The organism is Microbacterium sp. C23T, assembly GCF_053345975.1.
In genome coordinates this window covers 36,026-56,654 of the sequence record NZ_JBKFBD010000035.1, presented here as the reverse complement: position 1 = coordinate 56,654, position 20,629 = coordinate 36,026, and the positions used below count along the sequence as shown (strand labels likewise).

The following is a 20,629-nucleotide window of genomic DNA, read 5'->3' as shown; positions in this document are numbered from 1 at the left end:
CCGCGCGGGAACGCCATGGCGCGGCCGCCGCTCGCGCCGGCGGCGAAGGCGTCGAGGCGCTCCGCGAGCAGCTGGCCGCGGCCAGCACCGATCTGGCCGCCGCCGAGCGCGCCGTCGAACGCCGCGACGCGCTGGCGGCCCGGCGCACCGAGCTGGCGGCGCTCGACCTCGAGGCCGAGGCATCCCGCGCGTCCCTGTCGGAGCGACTCGCCGAGGCACGCACCCGGATCGCGGCGCTGGACGAGCGGGTCGCAGCTGCACGCGAGGCGGTCGACGCGGCCCGCGGCGAGCACGCGAGCGTCGCCGACCGCGTCGCGCACGCCACCTCGATCCGCGACGCGGGCCGCGCGGCCGTCGATGCCCGCGCCGAGGCGCACCGCGCGGCGACCCTGGCCGCGCAGGCGCGCACGGACGTCGAAGAGCGGGTCGCAGCATCCGAGTTCGCCGATGCGGCCGAGGCGAACGCCGCCCTTGCCGCACCTCGCGATGTGGAGGCCCTCGCCGAGCGGGTCTCGGCGCACGACACGCAGCTCGGCGCGGCGCGGGCACGCATGCTCGAGCTCGAGCTCGAACTCGCGGGCGCGCCGACCGAGCGCGTCGACACCGAGGCGTCGCAGGTCGCCCTCGCGGCCGCCGACGCGGCACGCACCGACGCGCTCCGCGCGGAGAGCGACGCCCGCACGCTGGTGGCGGGACTCCGCGATCTCGCGATGCAGATCGACCAGGCGTACGCCGGCGTCGCCGCCAGGGCCGCAGACGCCGCAGCCATCGCCCGGCTCGCCGACACCGTCGCCGGGCGCGCCCCCAACACGATGAAGATGGACCTCGAGACGTTCGTGCTCGCCGCCGAGCTCGAAGAGATCGTGACCGCCGCGAACCTGCGGCTCGGCGACATGTCGTCGGGGCGCTACCGGCTGCAGCACACCGATGCGCGCGCCGCGCGCGGCGCCGCCTCCGGCCTCGGACTCGAGATCATGGACGCCTTCACGGGTCAGTCCCGTCCGGCGCAGTCGCTGTCGGGCGGCGAGACGTTCCTCGCGTCGCTCGCGCTGGCCCTCGGGCTCGCCGAGGTCGTCACCGCCCGCGCGGGCGGGGTGCGACTCGACACCCTGTTCGTCGACGAAGGCTTCGGCTCACTTGACGAGGAGACCCTCGACCTCGCGATGCGCACCCTCGACGAGCTGCGACAGGGTGGGCGCACCGTGGGCGTCATCAGCCATGTGGCCGCGATGAAGGAGCAGCTGCCCGCGCAGCTCGCGGTCGAGGCGACCCCTGCCGGGCCGAGCGTCATCCGGCAGGACGCGGCCGCCCGCGTCTGAGCAACGGACTCCGCGCCCGGCCCGCGCGGCACAGGGTGGGTCTTCTCCCACTGTCGCCGGGGCGATGCACGGGTGTATCGTTCGCGGCAGATCGCTTCCTGGGGGATTCGCGATCCCGCCCGACCGCCGGCGCTCGTCCGGCCGCGGCCGTTCGCCGCGCCCTCTCGTTACGACGACGTACGGAGTCGACATGCGTTCCACCACTCGGGCGCGCCGCGCCCTCGCCGCGTTCGCGGCATCCGCCCTCCTTCTCACCGGCACGCTGAGTGCCGCCTCGGCCGCGCACGCCGCCCCTGCGCCGGCGACGATCACCCGGATGGCGGCGCTCGGGGATTCGATCACGCAGGCGGCGATGACGTGTTCGAGTCTCACGTCGTGTCCGACCAACAGCTGGTCCACGGGGTCCACGACGTCGGTCAACTCGCACCTGCAGCGGCTCCGGGCGGCCGGGTCGGCAGGCCTCGTCAACGTCTTCAACGACGCCAAGTCGGGAGCCGGGTCATCAGCGCTCCCCGCGCAGGCGCAGCTGGCCGCCGGACAGGGAGCCCAGTACGTCACGATCGAGATCGGCGCGATCGACGCCTGCACCCGGACGGTGGCGCAGATGACCACGGTCGACGCGTTCCGGACCAACGTGCAAGCGGCACTCGCCACCCTGGCCGCGAGTGCCGGGGCGCCGGAGATCTTCGTGGCGAGCATCCCGAGCCTGCAGCGTCTCTACGACATCAACAGGTCGAGTCTGTCTGCTCGTCTCGCCTGGTCGCTGCTCGGCACCTGCCAGTCGATGCTCGCCAACCCGAGCAGCACCGCGCCCGCCGACGTTGCGCGCCGCACGCTGGTGCAGCAGCGCGTGACCGACTTCAACAAGGTGCTGGAGGCCGCCTGCGCCGCCACCGCGAAGTGCCGCTTCGACGGATACGCGGTCGCGAACTACGCGTTCGTGAAGTCCGACATCTCGACGCGCGACTACTTCCACCCGTCGCTGTCGGGCCAGGCGACACTGGCGAACATCACGTGGGCGAAGACGCAGTGGGTCTCGTGAGGCGGGGTCAGACGCCGTAGTCGGCGCGGATGCGGTCGCGCAGCTGGTGGCTGCAGGCGGTCACGGCGGTGCGCCAGTCGGTGATCGCGCCATCCTGGGCGCGATCTGAGACGGCCTTGAGCACGCGGATCGGCACGCCGAACCGCTGCGCGACCCAGATGTAGGCGTACGTCTCCATGTCGACGAGGCCGGCGCCGAGCGGACGGATGACCTCCACGGCCTCGGAATCGTCGACGAAGTGGTCGCCGGTGGCGATCGTCACGCCGTCGGCGTCGAGCTCGACGCGCGCCGGCAGCGACACGTGCTGGCCGACGATCCCGTCGATGTCGGTCACGTCGTGCTGCAGGGCGGCCGAGATCTCGTAGACGGACGCGTCGAGCCGCGCGTCGATCGCCCCCGCGGTGCCGACCACCACGATCTCGTCGTAGGGGGTCGCGTCGAGCGCGCGGGTGAGCGCGTAGGTCGCCTGCAGCTTGCCGGGGCCGGTGACGAGGCGGTCGAATCCGTCGAGGTCTTCCGGGAAGGCGACGAGCTCGGAGGCGAGGGCGGCGACGAGGAGTCTCACCCTCCCATCATCTCCCGCGCGCCGGGGTTTCCGCCCGCCGCGCCGCGGACGGGGTTAGCCTGGGCGGGATGTCCCAGCCACAGCCGACGCCGCAGAGAACCTCGAGTGCGGCGCGCGCCGTGCCGGTCACGACCGCCGTCATCCCCCTCTCGCACGGCGCCCGCTGGCGCGCGTTCTGGGTCTGCGTGTCGGTCGCGGCGATCACCATCCTCGACATGACGAAGGTCAACGTCGCGCTGCCGTCGATCGGCGAGGTGCTCGGTGCGAGCTCGACGCAGCTGCAGCTGATCGTGTCGGGGTTCGTCCTCACCTTCGGGCTCGTGCTCGTGCCGATGGGCCGCCTGGGCGACCAGCGCTCGCGGCGCACGCTGTTCGTCGTGGGCCTCTCGCTCTACACGGTCACGAGCGTGCTGTGCGCGCTCGCACCGACCGCCGAGCTGCTGCTGATCGGGCGACTGCTGCAAGGCGTCGCTGCGGGCATCCAGATGCCCCAGGTGCTCGGCATGGCCCAGGAGCTGTTCCAGGGGAAGGAGCGCGCCCGCGCCTTCGGACTCTTCGGCGCGACGATCGGCATCGCGACGGCCTTCGGCCCGACGCTGGGCGGTCTGCTCATCGCGCTCGGCGGGCCGACGAACGGCTGGCGGCTCATCTTCTGGATGAACGTGCCGCTGTGCCTCATCGCGATCGCCCTCGCGCTGTGGCTGCTCCCCGACACCCGCACGAGATCCCAGCGCAAGGTGCAGCTCGACCCGGTCGGCGTGCTGCTGTTCGGGGCGAGCGTGATCTCCCTCATGTGGCCCTTCCTCTTCACCACCGGCGCGCCGACCGACAACCCGGCGCGGTGGTGGCTGCTCGTCGCTTTCGCGCTGTTCGCGTCCGCGTTCATCGCGTGGGAGCGCCGCTACGCGAAGCGCGGCCGCAACCCGCTCATCCCGCTGGGCCTCTTCCGCATCACGTCGTATCGCAACGGCACGCTGCTGCAGACGGCGTACTTCACGGCGGCACCGGCGATGTTCCTCGTCACGACGCTGTTCCTGCAGCTCGGCCTCGGGCTCGCGCCGGTGTACGCCGGGATGGTCTCGATCGGGTTCGCGCTCGCCTCCGCCGTCACCTCGTGGATCGGCGGCAACCTCGTCAGCACACACGGCCGCGTCGTCGTGGTGTGGGGTCTCGCCGGCATGCTGCTGTGCGTCGGCGGGCTCGTGCTCGCGGCGCTCTACAGCGACCCCGCGTGGACCCCCTACATCGCCGCCGCCGTCATGACCGTCGGCGGCGCGGGCGGCGGTCTCGTGATCGCGCCCAACCAGGCGCTCACTCTCGGAGATATCCCGGTCAAGCAGGGCGGCCTCGCCGGCTCCGTCGGCCAGCTCGGCCAGCGCATCGGCGCGGCGGTCGGCACGGCGGTCGCGCTGTCGCTGTTCTACGCCGCGATCTACCGTGAGTCCGGCTCCCACGACAGCCTCGTCGTGTACCACGACGCGTACGCCTTCGGGATGCTGTCGGTCGCGGTCTTCCTCGCGCTCGCGTTCCTGGTGGCCATCGTCGACCTCACCGCGCGCCGCACCGCGCGCGAGCGCAAGGCCGCCGCCGACCCCGTTCCCTGACCCCGCGCCGGCGACCCTGGGTGCCGCTCTCAGCGGCGGAGGGAGGCCGGTCCCATGACCGGACGCCGCCGGTCGCGCTTCCACCGGGCGTGCGACTCGCGGAACTCCGCCCGCGTCGTGAAGCGGTAGCGGTATGACACCGCCCGCACCCATCGCGGCTTCTCACCCGCGAACGGGTCGTGGGCGAGCAGGCGGAGGGTCGCAGCATCCGCTTCCAGAAGCCGCACCAGGAATGCGGTGAACCAGTCGTCGAGCGACCGGCCGAGCGGGAGGAACCACATCAGCCAGTCGAGGCGCAGGTGGTAGGGCGCGAACTGCCGCGGGATGCGGTGCACGTCGCCGGGCTTTCCTTTGAACCCGTACTCGTGCCACGTCGCGGTGTCGGGGTCGTCGTCCATCGTGCCCTCGACGACGATCTCGATGCGCTCCTTCGTGACCGTTCCGAATGCGCCATAGGCGTTGGCGAGCTGCCACCGGTTGAACGAGGCGTTCATGAGCTGGCGCCTGGCGAACAGGTTCTGCAGCGGCCACCAGCTGATCACGAGATACAGCACGCCGATCGCGCACGTGATGACGAGCCAGTACACGGGGATCGCGTCGAACATGCCGGGAGCACTGGATGCTGCGCGCCCCTGCTCCGATCCGATGCCCGGCAGTCCGATGGCCGAGAAGGCGAGCACGATCGTCATCCAGTTGAGCCAGGCGAAGTTGCCGGTGACCACGAGCCAGGCCTGGGTCGCGATGACGATCGCGGCCGCCACCGCCCCGACGATCGCGGGCACCGGTCCGGGCACGAACAGTCCGACGAGCGGCGCGAACAGGAACCACGGCACCACCAGCTGCGCGAAGTGGTTGCCGAGCACCTCGCCCTTGTGGAACCAGCGGGGGAGGAGGTGCGCCTGCCGGCTGAGCGGCCCCGGCATCGGCTGCGTCTCGTGGTGGTAGGTGAGCGCGGTGAGGTCGCGCCACTCGCGGCCGCCGCGGATCTTGATCATGCCCGCGCCGAACTCGAGCCGGAACACGAGCCACCAGAACAGCACGATCACGACGACCGGCGGCGGCTGGTCGTCCGACCCGAGGAACGCCGCGAGGAACCCGGCCTCGAGCAGCAGCATCTCCCAGCCGAATCCGTAGAAGGTCTGCCCGATCGACGTGATGGACATGTAACCGAGCCACAGCGCGAGGAAGCACAGCATCGGCACCCACGGCGGACCGAGCTGCGGGAGCCCGACGACCAGCGTCGCGGCGATCACGATGCCCGCCCCGCACAGGGTGACGAGCCTGCGGTCGGTGTACCCGAGGAAACGGAAGAGGGTGGGGCGCAGCATCCGTGCCCCTCTCTTCGAGGTGCGCACCCACTCGAGGAGTTCCGGCGCCGGCAGCAGCCCGTGCTCGCCGAGAAGCGGACGGAACTGGTTCAGCGACGACGCGAACGCGACGACGAACAGGGCCGCGACGCCCCGCTGCAGCACCTGTCGAGCGAACTCGAAGTCGACCGCGGCGAAGGCGTCCACGGGGTCACGCTCCGAAGAGATCCCCGAGCTCGAGGCGGTCGCCGCGATGACGCGCGCGATCGTGCAGCGCCTGGCGCGCGGCGTACCAGCCCGGCATGCCGGTGACGCCGGGTCCGGGCGGGGTCGACGCCGACGCGAGATACACGCCGCGCAGCGGTGTGCGCCACGGCGTCGTCGAGATGACGGGGCGCCGGATCGCCTGCGCGAACGTGAAGGCGCCGCCGAGGATGTCGCCGCCGATGTCGGCGGGGTTGTGCGCGGCGCGCTGGGCGGCGGTCATCGCGTGGCTCGCGAGGATGCGGTGACGGAATCCCGGGGCGAAGCGCTCGACCTGCCGCACGACGGCTTCGGTCGGGTCGAACGTCGACCCCGCCGGAACGTGGATGTACGCCCACAGCACGTGCTTGCCGGCAGGGGCGCGCGTGCCGTCGAGCACGCTCGGCTGCACCGTCAGTACGTATGGCCGGTCGGTCAGCCCGCCCCGCGCCACCGCGTTCTCGCTCGCCTCGACCTCCTCTCGCGTGCCGCCGAGGTGCACGGTGGGGGCCAGGGCGACGTCGGGGTGGGCCCACGGCACGGGTCCGTCGAGGGCGAAGTCGACCTTCGCGGCGGCCGGGCCGTACCGGTACTGCCGCACCGCGTGCGCGTACCGCGCGGGAAGGTCGGGGTGCGTGAGGAGGAGGCGCGGCGTGGTGTCGAGCAGGAGCAGGTCGCCGGCGTCCGGATCGCCCCAGTCCAGTCCCCCGAGCGACTGCACGTGGGTCCCCGTCTCGACGGCGCCGCCGTGCGCCTTCAGGTCGTCGACGAGCGCGTCCGCGATCGCCTGCGAGCCGCCGCGGGGGAACGCCCAGCCGTCGGCGGAGTGCCCGTGCGCGGCGAGGAAGAGCCCGGACGCCGCCCCTCCGAGCGAGGGCAGCGGGGTGTTCGCGTGCGCGAGCACGCCCGTGAGCAGCGCGTTCGCCTCCTCGGTGCGGAAGGTGCCGCGGCCCAGGCGGGTGCCGAGCTGCAGGGCGCGCAGCCCGAACCGGACGGTGGTGACCGGATGCCGCGGCCACCGCAGCAGCTGGGACCCGGTGAAGTCCACCAGCCCGCCGAGGTGACGGCTGAGAGGGCGCAGGACGCCGCGCCACGCACGGCCGTCCGGGCCGAGGGCATCGGCGGTGCGCTCGATGTCGCGCCACGCGATCGCCGCGCGCCCGCCGTCGAGCGGCTGCGCGTACGAGGCGAGCGGGTGGATCCAGCCGACCCGCTCGTGGATGCCGAACGCCCGGAAGAAGGGCGACGACAGCGCCGCGGGATGCACGGCCGAGCACACGTCGTGGCGGAAGCCGGGAAGCGTGAGCGCCGCGGTGCGGACGCCGCCGCCGATGGTCGTGGCGGCCTCGAGCACGCGCACCTCGTACCCGGCGCGCGCCAGCGCGACCGCGGCCGACAGCCCGTTGGGTCCGCTGCCGATCACCGTCGCGCGCCTCGCCATGACCCCATCCTTCCATCGGGGTCCGCCGACGGGAGGGGGTTGACGCGCCCGTAGGATTCGGAGAACCGGCGGATATCGGATGCTTTGCGCGGAGTCCGTCCGAGATTCGCGGGATCCCCGATTCCCACGCGATCGACAGGCGTGGCGATCTTCCTCACCGCGCCGCGCGGGGTCAGGATGGAGGGGCGGACGGTCCGCGGAGAATGAGGTGGATCATGCAATCGGTGCTTCTCGAGACTCCGGCAGGAATCACGGCGCGGCTCGGCTGGGACCCCAAGCTCTCGGACCACGACCGCAAGCGCGCCCTCGCCAAGGAGATCGTCGCGACGAAGCTCGGCGTCGACCCGAAGGATGTGCGCGTCGAGCGCGAGGCCCCCCGCACGTTCGGGTTCCACACCCAGCTCATCGCCGAGGTCGACGGCGCCGAGGTGCCCCTGAAGATCCGCAACGTCAACTTCCGCGCGGCCACCGTCGTCGCGGTCGCCGACGCCGACGCTTCGCTCGGGCTCGATCTGCGAGACGCGCATCCCGACGACGCCGAGCTGCACCTCATGAAGCGGCATTCGCACCTGCTCGACGAGAACGACCTCGGCAAGCTCCTCGCCCACTGGACCCGCGTGCAGGCTGTGCGCGACGCCGACGGCCGCGGCGCCCGCGTCGCCGCCGATCACGTGCGCCTGGACAGCCCGCTGACGAAGGGCTGGATCCCCGACCGCAAGGTCTTCTACAAGCTCGCGGACCTGTCCCGCGACAGCTGGATCATCACGCTCGCCTACAACCCGGCGCCCGCCTGAGATCGGACTTCGTAGGGACGGATGCCGCGGCCCGCGGCATCCGTGTCCTCAGTCCTTCACGAGATCGGGGAGGGCGGCCTTCAGCTCCGCGAGCCACACGCGGGCGTTGCCGTCGGAGGGGGCACGCCAGTCGCCGCGCGGTGACAGCGACCCGGCGGGCGACACCTTCGGTCCGTTCGGGATCGCCGAGCGCTTGAACTGCGCGAACGCGAAGTAGCGCTTCAGGAACACCTGCAGCCACTTCGCGACCGTGGGCAGGTCGTAGGCGTAGCGGTCCTCGTCGGGGAAGCCGGGAGGCCACGCGCCCGCCTGGGCATCGCCCCACGCGTGGGCGGCGAGGTAGGCGATCTTCGACGGCCGGAACCCGTACCGGAGGATGTGGAAGAGCGCGAAGTCGTGCAGCGCGTAGGGGCCGATGCGGTCCTCGGTGGACTGCATCTTGCCGTCCTGGCCCATGGGCACGAGCTCGGGCGAGATCTCGGTGTCGAGCACCGACTGCAGCACCTCGGCCTCGCGGTCGTCGACGCCTTCGCGCTCCGAGATGACCCAGCGGATCACGTGCTGGATGAGGGTCTTCGGCACGCCGGCGTTGACGGCGTAGTGGCTCATGTGGTCGCCGACGCCGTACGTCGCCCAGCCGAGGGCGAGCTCGGACAGGTCGGAGGTGCCGATCACCATGCCGCCGTGGTGGTTCGCGAGGCGGAACAGGTAGTCGGTGCGCAGGCCCGCCTGCACGTTCTCGAACGTGATGTCGTGCACGGGCTCGCCGTCGGCGAACGGGTGCCCCAGGCGCTCGAGCATCTCGATCGCGAGCGGCCGGATGTCGATCGTCTCGATCGACGCGCCGACCGATTCGGCGAGCGCGATCGCGTTGGACTTCGTGTGCTCGCTCGTCGCGAAGCCGGGCATCGTGTACGCGAGGATGTCGCTGCGCGGGCGGCCCATCAGGTCCATGGCGCGCGCGACCACGAGCAGCGCGTGCGTCGAGTCGAGGCCGCCTGACACGCCGATCACCGGCTTCGGGCCGCCGATCGCGCGCATGCGCTGGACGAGGCCCGAGACCTGGATGTTGAACGCCTCGTAGCAGTCCTGCGCGAGGCGGGCGGGGTCGTCGGGCACGAACGGGAACCGGTCGAGCGTGCGGCGCAGGCCCACGTCGGTGCGCGGCGGGTCGAGCCGGAAGTGCACGGTGCGCAGCGAGGCATCCGCCCCCGTCGCGCGGCGGTTGTCGTCGAAGGTGCCCTGGCGCAGGCGGTCCTGACGGAGGCGGTCGAGGTCGACGTCGGCGATCGAGCGGCGGGGACCGTCGGGGAAGCGCTCGGTCTCGACGAGCAGGTTGCCGGCCTCGTAGATCATCGTCTGGCCGTCCCACGAGAGGTCGTTCGTGGATTCGCCCGCGCCGGCGGCGGCATACGCGTACGCGGCGAGGCAGCGCAGCGACTGCGACTGGCAGAGGTCCTTGCGATCCTCGGCGCGCGCGATCGTGATCGGGCTGCCGCTGAGGTTGAGGAGCACCGTGGCCCCCGCCAGTGCCGCGCGCGACGACGGCGGGATCGGCACCCACACGTCTTCGCAGACCTCGGCGTGCACGACGAGACCGGGGACGTCGAGCGCCTCGAACAGCAGGTCCGGTCCGAACGGCGCCTCGAGCTCGCCGACGCGGATGTCCTGGCCCGCCTGGTCGTCGCCCGGCGCGTACCAGCGGCGCTCGTAGAACTCGCGGTAGGTCGGCAGGTACGACTTCGGGGCGACGCCCAGAAGCTCGCCGCGGTGGATCACGACGGCGCAGTTGTAGAGGCGGTTGCGATGGCGCAGCGGGGCGCCGACGACGAGCACCGGGAGGAGATCGACGGATGCCTCGACCAGCCCCTCGATCGCGGTGACGACCGCGTCGAGAACGGGGTCCTGCATGACGAGGTCGTCGATCGCGTAGCCGGTCAGGCACAGCTCGGGGAAGACCGCGACGGCGACCGCGTCGGCATCGCACACGCGCGCGGCCTCGAGCACGGCGTCGGCGTTGGCGGCGGGGTCGGCGATCTCCACCGGGATCGTGCACGCCGCGACCCGGGCGAACCCATGCCGGTATGCGCTGTCGAAGGGCAGGCTCATGGGGTCAAGTCTGTCAGGTGGCCGCCGCGGGCGGAGGTGTGGGGCACAGGGCAGAGGTGTCGGAGGGCGCGGCTATCGTCGTGGGAGAAGGGCGGGGTATGCGATACATCGAGGACGAAGGCCGGATCGTCTGGAGCGCGAGCGATCTCAAGACCGCTGCGGAGTGCGAGTTCGCGTGGCTGCGCGCGATCGACGCGCGGCTCGGGCGTGTGGCAGCGGTGGAAGACCCGGAAGACCTCACCCTCGAGCGCGCCGGTCGCCTCGGTACGGTGCACGAGCGCCGCGTGCTCGCCGACTACCTCGAGCGCTACGGGGATCGCGTGGTCGAGATCCCCGAGACGCGATCATCGGATGCTGCGGCCCTCGCCGATGCGGTCGCCCAGACGAACGCCGCCCTCGCGTCGGATGCCGAGGTCGTCTACCAGGCCGCGTTCTCGACGGAGTCGTTCGTCGGCTTCGCGGACTTCCTCGTCCGCGACGAGGCCGGGCGCTGGCTCGTGCAGGACACCAAGCTCGCGCGCCACGCGCGCGTGACCGCTCTCATGCAGCTGGCGGCATACGTCGACCAGCTCGACCGCCTCGGGGTGGTGCGCTCCGGCGGGGTGCAGCTGCTGCTCGGCGACGGCAGCGTCAGCGAGCACGAGGTCGACGACCTGCTGCCCGTGTTCGCCCTGCGGCGCGAACGGCTCGCCGCGCTCATCGCGGACCGCCGCCTCGACCTCGGAGCGGCGGGGGAGCCGATCGCGTGGGGCGACCCGCGGGGCGAGCTCGGCGTCGTCGCGTGCGGGCGCTGCGCGACGTGCGACGCCGAGGTCGTGGCATCCCGCGATCTGCTGCTCGTGGCGGGTATGCGCCCCGTGCAGCGCGAGCGGCTGCGTGCCGCCGGCATCGAGACGATCGAGCAGCTCGCCGGGGCGCCCACCGGGCCGGCGGGCATGAACCCCGATGTGTTCGCGTCGCTGCGCACGCAGGCGCGCCTGCAGCTGGAGAGCCCGGCGGGCACTCCGCCGCTCATCGCACCGAAGCCCGTGCCGCACGAGGTCGTCGTGGCGGAGAGCGTGCTCGCAACCGACGGCGCGTCGGTCGCCCAGGCGACGGTGGCCGCCGTGCTCGAGGCTCCTGTGGTCGTTCCTGCTCCGCCGATCCCGGTGTTCGAGGTCGTCGCGCCTCAGGCGCTCGGCGCGCTTCCGCGGCCCGACCACGGCGACCTGTTCTTCGACTTCGAGGGCGACCCGCTGCACACCGAGCCGCCGACGCCGGGGGAGCCCACGCAGTGGGGCATCGACTACCTGTTCGGGTGGGTCGACACCCGCGAGCAGTACACCGCGCTGTGGGCGCACTCGTTCGCCGACGAGAAGCGGGCGCTCGAGACGTTCCTCGACATCGTGAACCTCCGCCGGCAGCAGTTCCCCGGCATGCACATCTACCACTACGCGCCGTACGAGCCGACGCACCTGCTCGCGATGGCGGCGCGCCACGGCGTGCGCGAGGCCGACGTCGATCGCCTCCTGCGCGACGGCGTGTTCGTCGACCTGTACCCGATCGTGCGCCGGGCACTGCGCGTCGGCTCCCGCTCGTACTCGATCAAGAAGCTCGAGCCGCTCTACATGGGCGATGAGGTGCGCACGAGCGACGTGCAGAAGGGCGACGACTCGATCGTCCGCTACGTCGAGGCGCGTGCGCTGCAGGCCGACGGCGCCGAGGCCGAGGCAGGCCTCGTGTTCGATGACCTCGCCGACTACAACCGCTACGACTGCGTCTCGACCCGGCGCCTGCGCGACTGGCTCGTCGACCGTGCGCGCGAGGCGAAGCTCGTGCCGTCGCCGAATCCCGAGCCCGACGAGCGGGCGTACGAGCCGTCGCCGCGCGCGACGCTGCTCGACGCGCTGGCGCTCGACCACCCCGAGGACTCCGTCGAGGCCCGTTCGCTGCGGCTCGGCGCTGCGGCGATCGACTACTACCCGCGCGAGGCGAAGTCGTTCTGGGCCACGCACTTCCTGCGGCTGCGAGAGCCCGTCTCACTGTGGGACGAGACCCGCGACGTCGTCGCGATCGATCCCGCGCGCAGCGTCGTGCGCGAGGACTGGCACTTCCTCGAGAGCGGCAAGGGCGGTGAGCGGCGCATCGTGGAGCTCCGGGGCGACCTCGCCCCCGGCACACGGCTTAGCGAGGGCTCGAATCCCTTCGCGCTGTACGAGCTGCCCGCACCGTTCCCGTTCGAGGCGTCGCCGCGGTGGATCCATGCGTACCGGTCGGTGACCGTCGTCGAGGTGCTCGACGACGGCGCGGTGATCGAAGAGACCGCGGTCGACGGCGTGACCTGGAGCGACCTGCCCCTCGCGCTCACCCCGCAGGCGCCGCCCGCCGCCGGCAACCAGCAGAAGGCGATCGACGCGTGGGCCGACGCCGTCATCGCGGCCGCGCCGGATCTTCCGGCCGACCCGGCCACCGACATCCTGTGCCGTCGTCCGCCGCGCACGCTCACGGGGAGTCTGCCTGCCGCGGGGGCGGACGCCGTCGACGCCATCGCGCGCGCTGTGCGCGACCTCGACCGCAGCTACCTCGCCGTGCAGGGCCCGCCCGGAACCGGCAAGACGTACGTCGGCTCTCACGTGATCGCCCGCCTCGTGCGCGATCACGGGTACAAGGTCGGCGTGGTCGCCCAGGGACACGCGACCATCGAGCACCTCCTGGATCGCGTCATCGCGGCAGGGGTGCCGGCGGTCCAGGTCGGCAAGGCCCCGAAGGACGCGACGGCCGAGCACGCGTTCACCGTGCTCCCCAAGAACGGCGTCGCGGCGTTCACGGCCGAGCACGAGGCATCCGGGTACGTCATCGGCGGCACCGCGTGGGACTTCAGCCACGAAGGGCGCGTGCCGCGCGGCAGCCTCGACCTCCTGGTCGTCGACGAGGCCGGCCAGTTCTCGCTCGCGTCGACGATCGCGGTGTCGCTCGCCGCGCCCCGGCTGCTGCTGCTCGGCGATCCGCAGCAGCTGCCGCAGGTGAGCCAGGGCACGCACCCCGCCCCCGTCGACACGTCGGCGCTCGGCTGGGTCATGGACGGCGCCGACGTCATCCCGCACGAGTACGGCTACTTCCTCGCCGAGACGCGGCGCATGCGTCCCGAGGTCGCGGCGCCCGTGTCGACGCTGTCGTACCGCGGCGAGCTCGAAGCGCACCCCTCGACGGCGTTGCGTCGCCTCGGCGGCGTTCCCGCGGGCCTCGTGCCGATCGCGCTGCGTCATCACGGCAACGCGACACAGTCGCTCGAAGAGGCTGCGGAGGTCGCCCGGCTCGTCACCGATCTGATCGGCCGGGAGTGGACGGACGCCGCCACGGACGACTCCGACGGCTCCTCGGCCGCGCTCTCGCCGCGCCCGCTCGAGCAGCAGGACCTCATCGTCGTCACGCCGTACAACGCGCAGCAGGTCGCTGTCGAGGCGGCCCTCGCCGCAGCAGGGTTCCCCGATGTGCCCGTCGGCACCGTCGACAAGTTCCAGGGCAAGGAGGCCGCCGTCGCAATCGTGTCGCTGGCGGCCTCGAGCGGGCGCGACGCGCCGCGCGGGCTCGAGTTCCTGCTGCTGCGCAATCGCCTGAACGTCGCGATCTCGCGCGCGATGCATACCGCATACGTCGTGTACTCGCCGGGACTCCTCGACGATCTGCCGTACACCCCCGAAGGGGTGGCGCGTCTGAGCGGTTTCGCGCGGCTGGTCGGCCGGGGCTGAGGCCCGCGTAGACTCGCGCTCACAGTCGAACACGTCGCACACCACAGCCCCCGAGCGTCTCGCACCGGTCAGGGACGAGACACCGCCCGAACAGGAGCCCGCATGGCAGACGACGCCGCGCAGCAGTTCGAGATCGACCTTCCGCCCGAGCTCATCGGCGGCAACTACGCCGACTTCGCGAACGTGTGGCACACGCCGACGGTGTTCGTGATGGACTTCCTCACCCTCGCGCAGCCGCCGCGCGAGCAGGTCGACGCCGAGACCGGCCAGCGCCACACGGTCGTCCCGGCGCGCGTCGTCAGCCGCATCCGCATCCCACCCGACCAGGTGTTCGAGCTCGCGAAGGCGCTGACCCAGCAGCTGGAGTTCTGGGAGCGGGAAACCGGTCGTCGCAACCCCCAGGAGCCCCCGCTCGGCGACTGAGGCGGTGCCCGCGAGACGCGCCCGAGAGGCGCACCGCTAGACGGCCGACAAGGCCAAAGTCAACCCCTTTGGGCGAAATAATCTCGCCACGTAACCTTGCCACGCGTCGTAAAAAGCGCAGAGGCGCGGTATCCGTTCGGCGAGGGGCGGATGCCGCGCCGCCGCATATCCGGTATCACTGCCTGCGCTTCCTCCTCTGACACACGGAGGGGGACGACATGACCACGATCGACCAGCCGCTCGCGACGATCGCGACCACGCCGGAGCCGGCGGCCCAGACCGAAACGGCGACGGATGCTGCGCCGCGGCGCCGCGGAATCGTCTTCTGGATCGTCCGCTACCTGCCCGCCGAGGTCGCCGGAACCGCCGCGATGGTGGTCGGGGGACTCCTCGCCACGCTCTGGACCGACGCGGCACCGCTCATCGCCGTGGCGGCCCTCCTCGGCGAGATCATCGGCTTCTATGCGGTGCTCGCGGTCACGATCTACATCGAGCAGGCGCCCGTCTCGGCGACACGGCGGCGCGCTGTCGGCCGCACCGCGGTGCTGCTGGTGGCGGAGTTCGGCGCGGCCGAGCTGCTCGACACCTTCCTGGTGCGCCCGGCGGCTCTGATGCTCGGCGTGTGGCTCATCCCCGATCCGCTGTGGGGCATGCTCGCCGGCAAGATCGCCGCCGACATCGTGTTCTACGCGGTCGCCGCCGGCGCCTTCACCGTCACCGCCAAGACCGGCCTGCGCGACGCACGTCGCCCCGCGGTCGTGAAGGAGGTGGCGACGTGAATCTCGCGGCCCTCCGACGTGAACCCCGCACGACCCGGGCGCTCGAGAGCCGACGTCGGGCCGAGGCATCCGCTCTGCTGTCGTCCGTCGCGGCTCGCGCGGCCATCGCGCTGCACGGGACACCGCTGCTGCTGCTCGATCCGGAGCGCGTGCGCCGGCAGTACCGGCACCTGCGCAACGCACTGCCGTTCGTCGGGTTCCACTACGCGGTCAAGGCGCTCGCCCACGACGCCGTGCTCGACGTCCTCGACGATGCGGGCTGCGGGTTCGACGTCGCGACCGGCGAGGAGCTGGGGATGCTGACGCGACGCGGTGTCGCGGCATCCCGCATCATCCACACGCACCCGATCAAGAAGCCCTCCGAGATCGCCGAGGCGCTCGCCGAGGGGGTCCGCACCTTCGTGGTCGACAACGACGTCGAGATCGAGAAGTTCCGCGGTGCGCCGAGTGACACGCGACTGCTGGTGCGGCTCGCCTACCGCAGCCCGCACGCGAAGAGCGACCTGTCGAGCAAGTTCGGCGTCGGGCCGTTCGAGGCGGCGCATCTCGTCGAGCGGGCGCACGCCGCGGGCATCACGGTCGCCGGCTTCAGCTATCACGTGGGCAGTCAGCTGGACGATCCGGCCCGCTTCGCGACGGCGGCCGCCGACACGCTCGAGCTCATGGGCATCCTCGAGCGGCGCCTCAACGTGCAGTTCGACACCCTCGACATCGGCGGCGGCTTCCCGGCGTCGTACGACTCCGAGTCGGCGGCCATCGAAGACGTCGCCGCAGTGCTCCGCCCGGTGCTGGAGCCGCACGCGCGGCGGCTCGACATCATCGCCGAGCCCGGCCGGGTGGTGGTGGCCGATGCGATGACCCTGGTCACGAGCGTCGTGGGCATCGCCGAGCGCGGCGATGGTCGCTGGTACTACCTGGACGACGGCCTCTACGGCTCGTACTCGAACGTGCTCACCGAGGACGTGCACCCGCTCGTGTTCGCCGAGCGAGACCTCACCGGTAGGCGAGATGCGGCGAACCATCGCTGGGCGACCCTCGGAGGCCCGACCTGCGATTCATCGGACGTGATCGCGCGCGAGGTGCTGCTGCCCGACCTGGCGGTCGGCGACCTGCTGGTGAGTCCGACGATGGGTGCGTACACGATGGTCACCGCGACGCGGTTCAACGGTCGCCCGTTCACACCGGTCGCCGTGGTCGGTCGCGGTGCGACGACCGCCGAGGTCGCCGTGGCGTCGGACGTGCGCCGCGTGCCGATCGTGTGATCGAGCGGATGCCGCGGGTCAGACCGTGCCGTACAGCCGGTCGCCGGCGTCGCCGAGCCCGGGCACGATGTAGCCCTTCTCGTTGAGACGCTCGTCGAGCGCACCCAGCACGAGGGTGACGTCGCGGCCGGCGACCTGCTTCTCGATCGCCGCGACACCCTCGGGGGCGCCCAGGATGCAGATCGCGGTGACGTCCTGCGCGCCGCGGTTGAACAGGAACTCGATGGCCGCGCCCAGCGAGCCGCCGGTGGCGAGCATCGGGTCGAGCACGAAGCACTGGCGGTCGCTCAGGTCGTCGGGCAGACGCTCGGCGTAAGTGGACGGCTCGAGCGTCTCGTGGTCGCGCACCATGCCGAGGAAGCCGACCTCGGCGGTCGGGATGAGCTTGACCATGCCTTCGAGCATGCCCAGGCCGGCACGGAGGATCGGCACGACGAGGGGGCGCGGCTCGTCGATGCGGACGCCGGTCGTCGTCGTCACCGGCGTCTGGATCTCGATCGGTGCGACGCGGACGTTGCGGGTCGCCTCGTAGGCGAGCAGCGTCACGAGTTCCTCGGTGAGCTGGCGGAACACCGGCGACGGGGTGCGCTGGTCGCGCAGCACCGTGAGCTTGTGGGTGATGAGGGGGTGGTCGGCGACGTGCAGGCGCATAGAGACAGGTTAGTGCGTCGCGGTGCCCGAACCCGGGGCGAGTTCTTCGCGGGCGGCTACGCTCGTGCTGTGCTTCCCGCCCCCGCCGACCTCGCCGCGATGGACCGCGCGCTCGCGCTCGCCGAGGCCGCAGGTGAGGCGGGGGACGTTCCCGTGGGGGCGGTGGTGACGGATGCCGCCGGCACGGTGATCGGCGAGGGCCGCAACCTCCGCGAGGTCGAGCACGATCCGACCGCGCACGCTGAGGTGGTGGCTCTTCGCGCGGCGGCAGCGGCGCGCGGCAACTGGAACCTCGAGGGGTGCACGCTCGTCGTGACCCTCGAGCCCTGTGTGATGTGCGCGGGCGCCGTGCTCCAGTCGCGCGTCTCGCGGCTCGTCTTCGGCGCCTGGGACGAGAAGGCCGGCGCCGCGGGCTCGGTGTACGACGTCGTGCGCGACCGGCGCCTGCCCTATCGGGCAGAGGTCGTCGCCGGCGTGCGCGAGGACGCAGCATCCGCTCTCCTGCGCAGTTTCTTCGACGCGCGCCGCTGATACGGGGACAGCCCCGCGGGTTTACTCGAGCCACGGTGATGTTCACGGCGCGTCGGCTGTCAGTCGGGCGCGTCGTCGTCAGAACGGAGCCTCGGCGGTCAGCCGATCGACGGCGTCCGGGCGGGCAGAGGATCGCACCGTGAAGGTCGGGACCTTTCGCTCGGGGCGCACGATGTAGCGGCGTCCGGTGGGAGACGTCCAGGCCACGGCTCCGCCGGAGCCTTCGATCTGCCGGACCTCCCAGTCGGTGTTGTCTTTGACGAGGTGGTGCCCTTTGCAGAACGGCAGGGTGTTGTCGAGGCAGGTCTCGCCGTCGTCGGCCCACCGGATCTGGTGGTCGATCTCGCATCGGGAGGCCGGCATCGAGCAGCCCGGGCCCATACATCGGTCGGCGCGCCATCTGACAAGCCGCCTCAACGGTGCGGGCGGTGGATAGCTGTCGCGGCCGACGGAGAGCACCATCCCGGTCTCGGGGTGGGTGAGGACCCGCATCCATCGGCTGTCGCCGCCGCAGAGTTCGCGCGCCTTCGACAGCGGGATCGGGCCGACGCCTTCCACCACCGGCAGGTCGCCGGCGCCGGCGTACTCGTCGTCGAGCAGGGCGAGCACCGGGACGGTGACGACGACCTGCGCGCGGATGCCGGACACCGCCGCAGGCAGGTGGTCGCTAGCGCCGTCGACGAGCAGGTCGGTCGCGACGTCGGCGCGCAGTTGGTCGAGGGTGCGGGTCTCGCCGTCGACGCGTGCGATCGCTTTCGCCATCTGGGTGAGACGGCCGTGGATCGCGTGGATCTCGATCTCGGGCGCGAAGATCCACAGCCCGGCCATGCCATCCTGTCCCCGCTCGACGACGATCCGCCGCGCTCGGATCGCGTGCTGGTCCCGCTCCTCCAGGGTCGTCGCCTGGGCGGTCTCGATCAGGGTGCGCAGCGCCCGCCGGAAGGTGCCCACCGGTTCCGATTCGGCCAGCGGAACCGCGCGTTCGAGCAGCCTCTCCTGCAGCTCCGGCGGCGCCGCGTCGAGCAGGTCCGCGATGATCTCGGCGTGCTTCTCAGTGATGCGCCCCGCGCCGAGGGCGTCGAGTGCGGGCTGGTAGCGCCGCACCAAGGCTTCGGCCTGAACGATCAGTCGGCCGGCGGCGTACTCGGTGACGCGCATCGCGGACGCCAGCTCGAGCCGGATCGACCGCTCCACGATGTCGCGCACTCCATCGCCCCGGTCGGTCGCCTCACGCAGCAATTCGCGCCGCATCGAGTCGATCCGCGTCAGCCGCTCGGCGGCGAAGACCGACATCATCGTCGCGGTCTCCACCACCAGATCCACTGCATCCGGGATCGGCGGGATGCGGTCCTCCGCGGTCGTCTCGATTGCCCACACGCCGGCCTCGCTCTCGGGTGGAGGAGGCGTCTGCGGCATAGACCCAGCATAGAACAAAGATTCGAAACTCACAACCATCAGATTCGAAGATCGCACGGTCCGAAGGTCGTGTCTCTCAGAAGCTCGCGACCGCACCCCGACTCCTGCGCGAGGCCGCGGCCCGCGTTGATACGGGGGACAGCCCCGTGGGTTCGGGGGGACAGCACCCTGCTGGGCCGCTCGGCTGCGGGCCTAGCGTGACGGCCATGACCCGCCTCATCGAACCCGTCCGGACCGCTCCCGCCGTCGCACGGCCGGGAGGCGTCCGCTCCCGCCTCGGCTGGACGTTCGTCCTGCTGACGGCGCTCGCGATCGTCGCGTACTCCGCCGTGCCGTACTTCACCGCGTCGCTGGCCGACCTCGCCGGGCAGGACGTGGGACTGGCCCCGACCTACGCGGCGGTGCACCCGTTCGTCCAGGGAGCCCTCTACGTCCACATCGTCGGCGGGGCGACGGCGCTCGTCACCGGTCCGCTGCAGTTCTGGCGCGGCTTGCGCACCCGCGCCCCGCGCGTGCACCGCTGGATCGGTCGCGTGTACCTGGTCGCGGTGGGGATCGGCGCGGTCGGCGGCCTCATCATCGCGCCTTCGAGTCCCGCCGGCTATGTCGGCTTCTTCGGATTCGGCGCGCTCGCGGTGCTGTGGCTCCTCACCGGCTGGCGCGCATACCGCGCGATCCGCCGCCGCGACGTACCCGGCCACCAGGCCTGGATGATCCGCAATTACGCGCTGACCTACTCCGGCGTCATGCTGCGCATCTGGCTGCCGCTGCTGCTGATGGCGCCGCTCGTGCTCGGGCAGCCGTGGGAACTCGACTCCGCCTTCGCGAACGCCTACGCCGCGGTGCCGTTCCTCTGCTGGCTCCCGAACCTCGTCTTCGCCGAGTGGCTCATCCGCCGTCGCGGCCTGCCGTCGTACCGCCTGCCGGTCTAGCTCCGCTCACCGATCTGATCGCGCGCGCAGACGCCGACTTCGACGGGCCCCTCTGGCGCGCGCGTCGACCTGGGGCCACAATCAGCGGTTACGGGGCACAACTCACCGGGAAGTGCCGGACCCGATTCCGAGATCCTGCACCCCCACGAGGCAGGGGGTAATCACCGTGACCTATCGCATCAATGTCGGATACCGGCACCCGGCTGATCCGGCGGCCTTCGACGAGTACTACCGGAACACTCACATGCCCATCGCTGCGCGCATCCCCGGGCTGGTGCGACTCAGCGCGGGCCGCACCGACTCGCTCGACGGGACCCCTCCGGAGTTCTACGTGATGGGCGAACTCCTCTTCGAGTCCAGGGACTCGGCGATGGCGGCCCTCGGCTCGCCGGAAGGGCAGGCCGCCGCAGCCGACATCGCCCGCTTCGCCGACGGGGGTTTCGTGATGCTCTTCAGCCCCGAGGAATGGGCCCTGCCCTGAAC

The 20,629-nt window shown here is 71.8% G+C and carries 17 protein-coding genes; 11 read left to right on the top strand and 6 right to left on the bottom strand.

Annotation, left to right across the window (positions count from 1 at the left end; all coding sequences use genetic code 11):
• Together ACLBXX_RS17740 and ACLBXX_RS17735 are read left to right on the top strand one after the other, a co-directional pair.
• A partial coding sequence (locus ACLBXX_RS17740) for an SbcC/MukB-like Walker B domain-containing protein (protein WP_447659105.1) occupies positions 1-1,319 on the top strand: 1,319 nt, incomplete at its 5' end.
• A gap of 190 nt (positions 1,320-1,509) precedes the next feature.
• Positions 1,510-2,361 (top strand): SGNH/GDSL hydrolase family protein, encoded by an 852-nt coding sequence (locus ACLBXX_RS17735; RefSeq protein ID WP_447659104.1) that lies wholly within the window; start codon positions 1,510-1,512, stop codon positions 2,359-2,361.
• Between the two features lie 7 nt (positions 2,362-2,368).
• On the opposite strand, the gene ACLBXX_RS17730 is transcribed toward ACLBXX_RS17735, so the two are convergent.
• The gene (locus ACLBXX_RS17730) at positions 2,369-2,926 is read right to left on the bottom strand and encodes a phosphorylase family protein (protein WP_447659103.1); all 558 of its coding nucleotides are present in this window, start codon (positions 2,924-2,926) and stop codon (positions 2,369-2,371) included.
• Between the two features lie 68 nt (positions 2,927-2,994).
• On the opposite strand from ACLBXX_RS17730, the gene ACLBXX_RS17725 reads away from it, so the two are divergent.
• Positions 2,995-4,530 carry an MFS transporter gene (locus ACLBXX_RS17725; RefSeq protein ID WP_447659102.1) on the top strand — a complete coding sequence of 512 codons (1,536 nt, stop codon included), beginning with the start codon at positions 2,995-2,997 and terminating at the stop codon, positions 4,528-4,530.
• A 29-nt stretch (positions 4,531-4,559) separates the two neighbouring features.
• Here the strand turns inward: ACLBXX_RS17725 and ACLBXX_RS17720 are convergent, their stop codons facing one another.
• Together ACLBXX_RS17720 and ACLBXX_RS17715 are read right to left on the bottom strand one after the other, a co-directional pair.
• A complete protein-coding gene (locus ACLBXX_RS17720; protein ID WP_447659101.1) occupies positions 4,560-6,044 on the bottom strand; it encodes a lipase maturation factor family protein in 1,485 nt (494 codons plus the stop codon).
• 4 nt (positions 6,045-6,048) lie between these two features.
• Complete coding sequence (locus ACLBXX_RS17715; RefSeq protein WP_447659100.1) at positions 6,049-7,521, bottom strand: phytoene desaturase family protein; 1,473 nt, start codon at positions 7,519-7,521, stop codon at positions 6,049-6,051.
• Positions 7,522-7,736: 215 nt separating this feature from the next.
• Between ACLBXX_RS17715 and ACLBXX_RS17710 the strand changes: the two genes are divergently transcribed.
• On the top strand, positions 7,737-8,315 hold the full coding sequence (locus tag ACLBXX_RS17710; RefSeq protein WP_387139555.1) for a hypothetical protein: 579 nt from the start codon (positions 7,737-7,739) through the stop codon (positions 8,313-8,315).
• Positions 8,316-8,363: 48 nt separating this feature from the next.
• On the opposite strand, the gene ACLBXX_RS17705 is transcribed toward ACLBXX_RS17710, so the two are convergent.
• Complete coding sequence (locus tag ACLBXX_RS17705) at positions 8,364-10,424, bottom strand: NAD(+) synthase (protein ID WP_447659099.1); 2,061 nt, start codon at positions 10,422-10,424, stop codon at positions 8,364-8,366.
• A gap of 98 nt (positions 10,425-10,522) precedes the next feature.
• Between ACLBXX_RS17705 and ACLBXX_RS17700 the strand changes: the two genes are divergently transcribed.
• From ACLBXX_RS17700 to ACLBXX_RS17685, 4 genes are all read left to right on the top strand, one after another.
• Positions 10,523-14,152 (top strand): TM0106 family RecB-like putative nuclease, encoded by a 3,630-nt coding sequence (locus tag ACLBXX_RS17700; protein WP_447659098.1) that lies wholly within the window; start codon positions 10,523-10,525, stop codon positions 14,150-14,152.
• A 102-nt stretch (positions 14,153-14,254) separates the two neighbouring features.
• Positions 14,255-14,575 (top strand): DUF3467 domain-containing protein, encoded by a 321-nt coding sequence (locus ACLBXX_RS17695; RefSeq protein WP_310285386.1) that lies wholly within the window; start codon positions 14,255-14,257, stop codon positions 14,573-14,575.
• A 218-nt stretch (positions 14,576-14,793) separates the two neighbouring features.
• Positions 14,794-15,354 carry a hypothetical protein gene (locus tag ACLBXX_RS17690; protein ID WP_447659097.1) on the top strand — a complete coding sequence of 187 codons (561 nt, stop codon included), beginning with the start codon at positions 14,794-14,796 and terminating at the stop codon, positions 15,352-15,354.
• Positions 15,351-16,616: a type III PLP-dependent enzyme gene (locus tag ACLBXX_RS17685; RefSeq protein WP_447659096.1), complete on the top strand. Its 1,266-nt coding sequence runs from the start codon at positions 15,351-15,353 to the stop codon at positions 16,614-16,616. Before ACLBXX_RS17690 ends, ACLBXX_RS17685 begins: the two co-directional genes overlap by 4 nt.
• Before the next feature lie 18 nt (positions 16,617-16,634).
• On the opposite strand, the gene upp is transcribed toward ACLBXX_RS17685, so the two are convergent.
• Positions 16,635-17,267: a uracil phosphoribosyltransferase gene (gene upp / locus ACLBXX_RS17680; RefSeq protein ID WP_387139540.1), complete on the bottom strand. Its 633-nt coding sequence runs from the start codon at positions 17,265-17,267 to the stop codon at positions 16,635-16,637.
• Positions 17,268-17,366: 99 nt separating this feature from the next.
• On the opposite strand from upp, the gene tadA reads away from it, so the two are divergent.
• On the top strand, positions 17,367-17,798 hold the full coding sequence (gene tadA, locus ACLBXX_RS17675) for a tRNA adenosine(34) deaminase TadA (protein ID WP_447659106.1): 432 nt from the start codon (positions 17,367-17,369) through the stop codon (positions 17,796-17,798).
• Positions 17,799-17,876: 78 nt separating this feature from the next.
• Here tadA and ACLBXX_RS17670 read toward each other — a convergent pair whose 3' ends face one another.
• Positions 17,877-19,214, bottom strand: coding sequence for a DUF222 domain-containing protein (locus ACLBXX_RS17670; protein WP_447659095.1), 1,338 nt, complete (start codon positions 19,212-19,214; stop codon positions 17,877-17,879).
• A 206-nt stretch (positions 19,215-19,420) separates the two neighbouring features.
• Here ACLBXX_RS17670 and ACLBXX_RS17665 point away from each other — a divergent pair, with 206 nt between their 5' ends.
• Both ACLBXX_RS17665 and ACLBXX_RS17660 read left to right on the top strand, forming a co-directional pair.
• Complete coding sequence (locus ACLBXX_RS17665) at positions 19,421-20,146, top strand: DUF2306 domain-containing protein (RefSeq protein ID WP_447659094.1); 726 nt, start codon at positions 19,421-19,423, stop codon at positions 20,144-20,146.
• A gap of 166 nt (positions 20,147-20,312) precedes the next feature.
• The gene (locus tag ACLBXX_RS17660) at positions 20,313-20,627 is read left to right on the top strand and encodes an EthD family reductase (protein WP_387139521.1); all 315 of its coding nucleotides are present in this window, start codon (positions 20,313-20,315) and stop codon (positions 20,625-20,627) included.
• Positions 20,628-20,629: the final 2 nt, after the last annotated feature.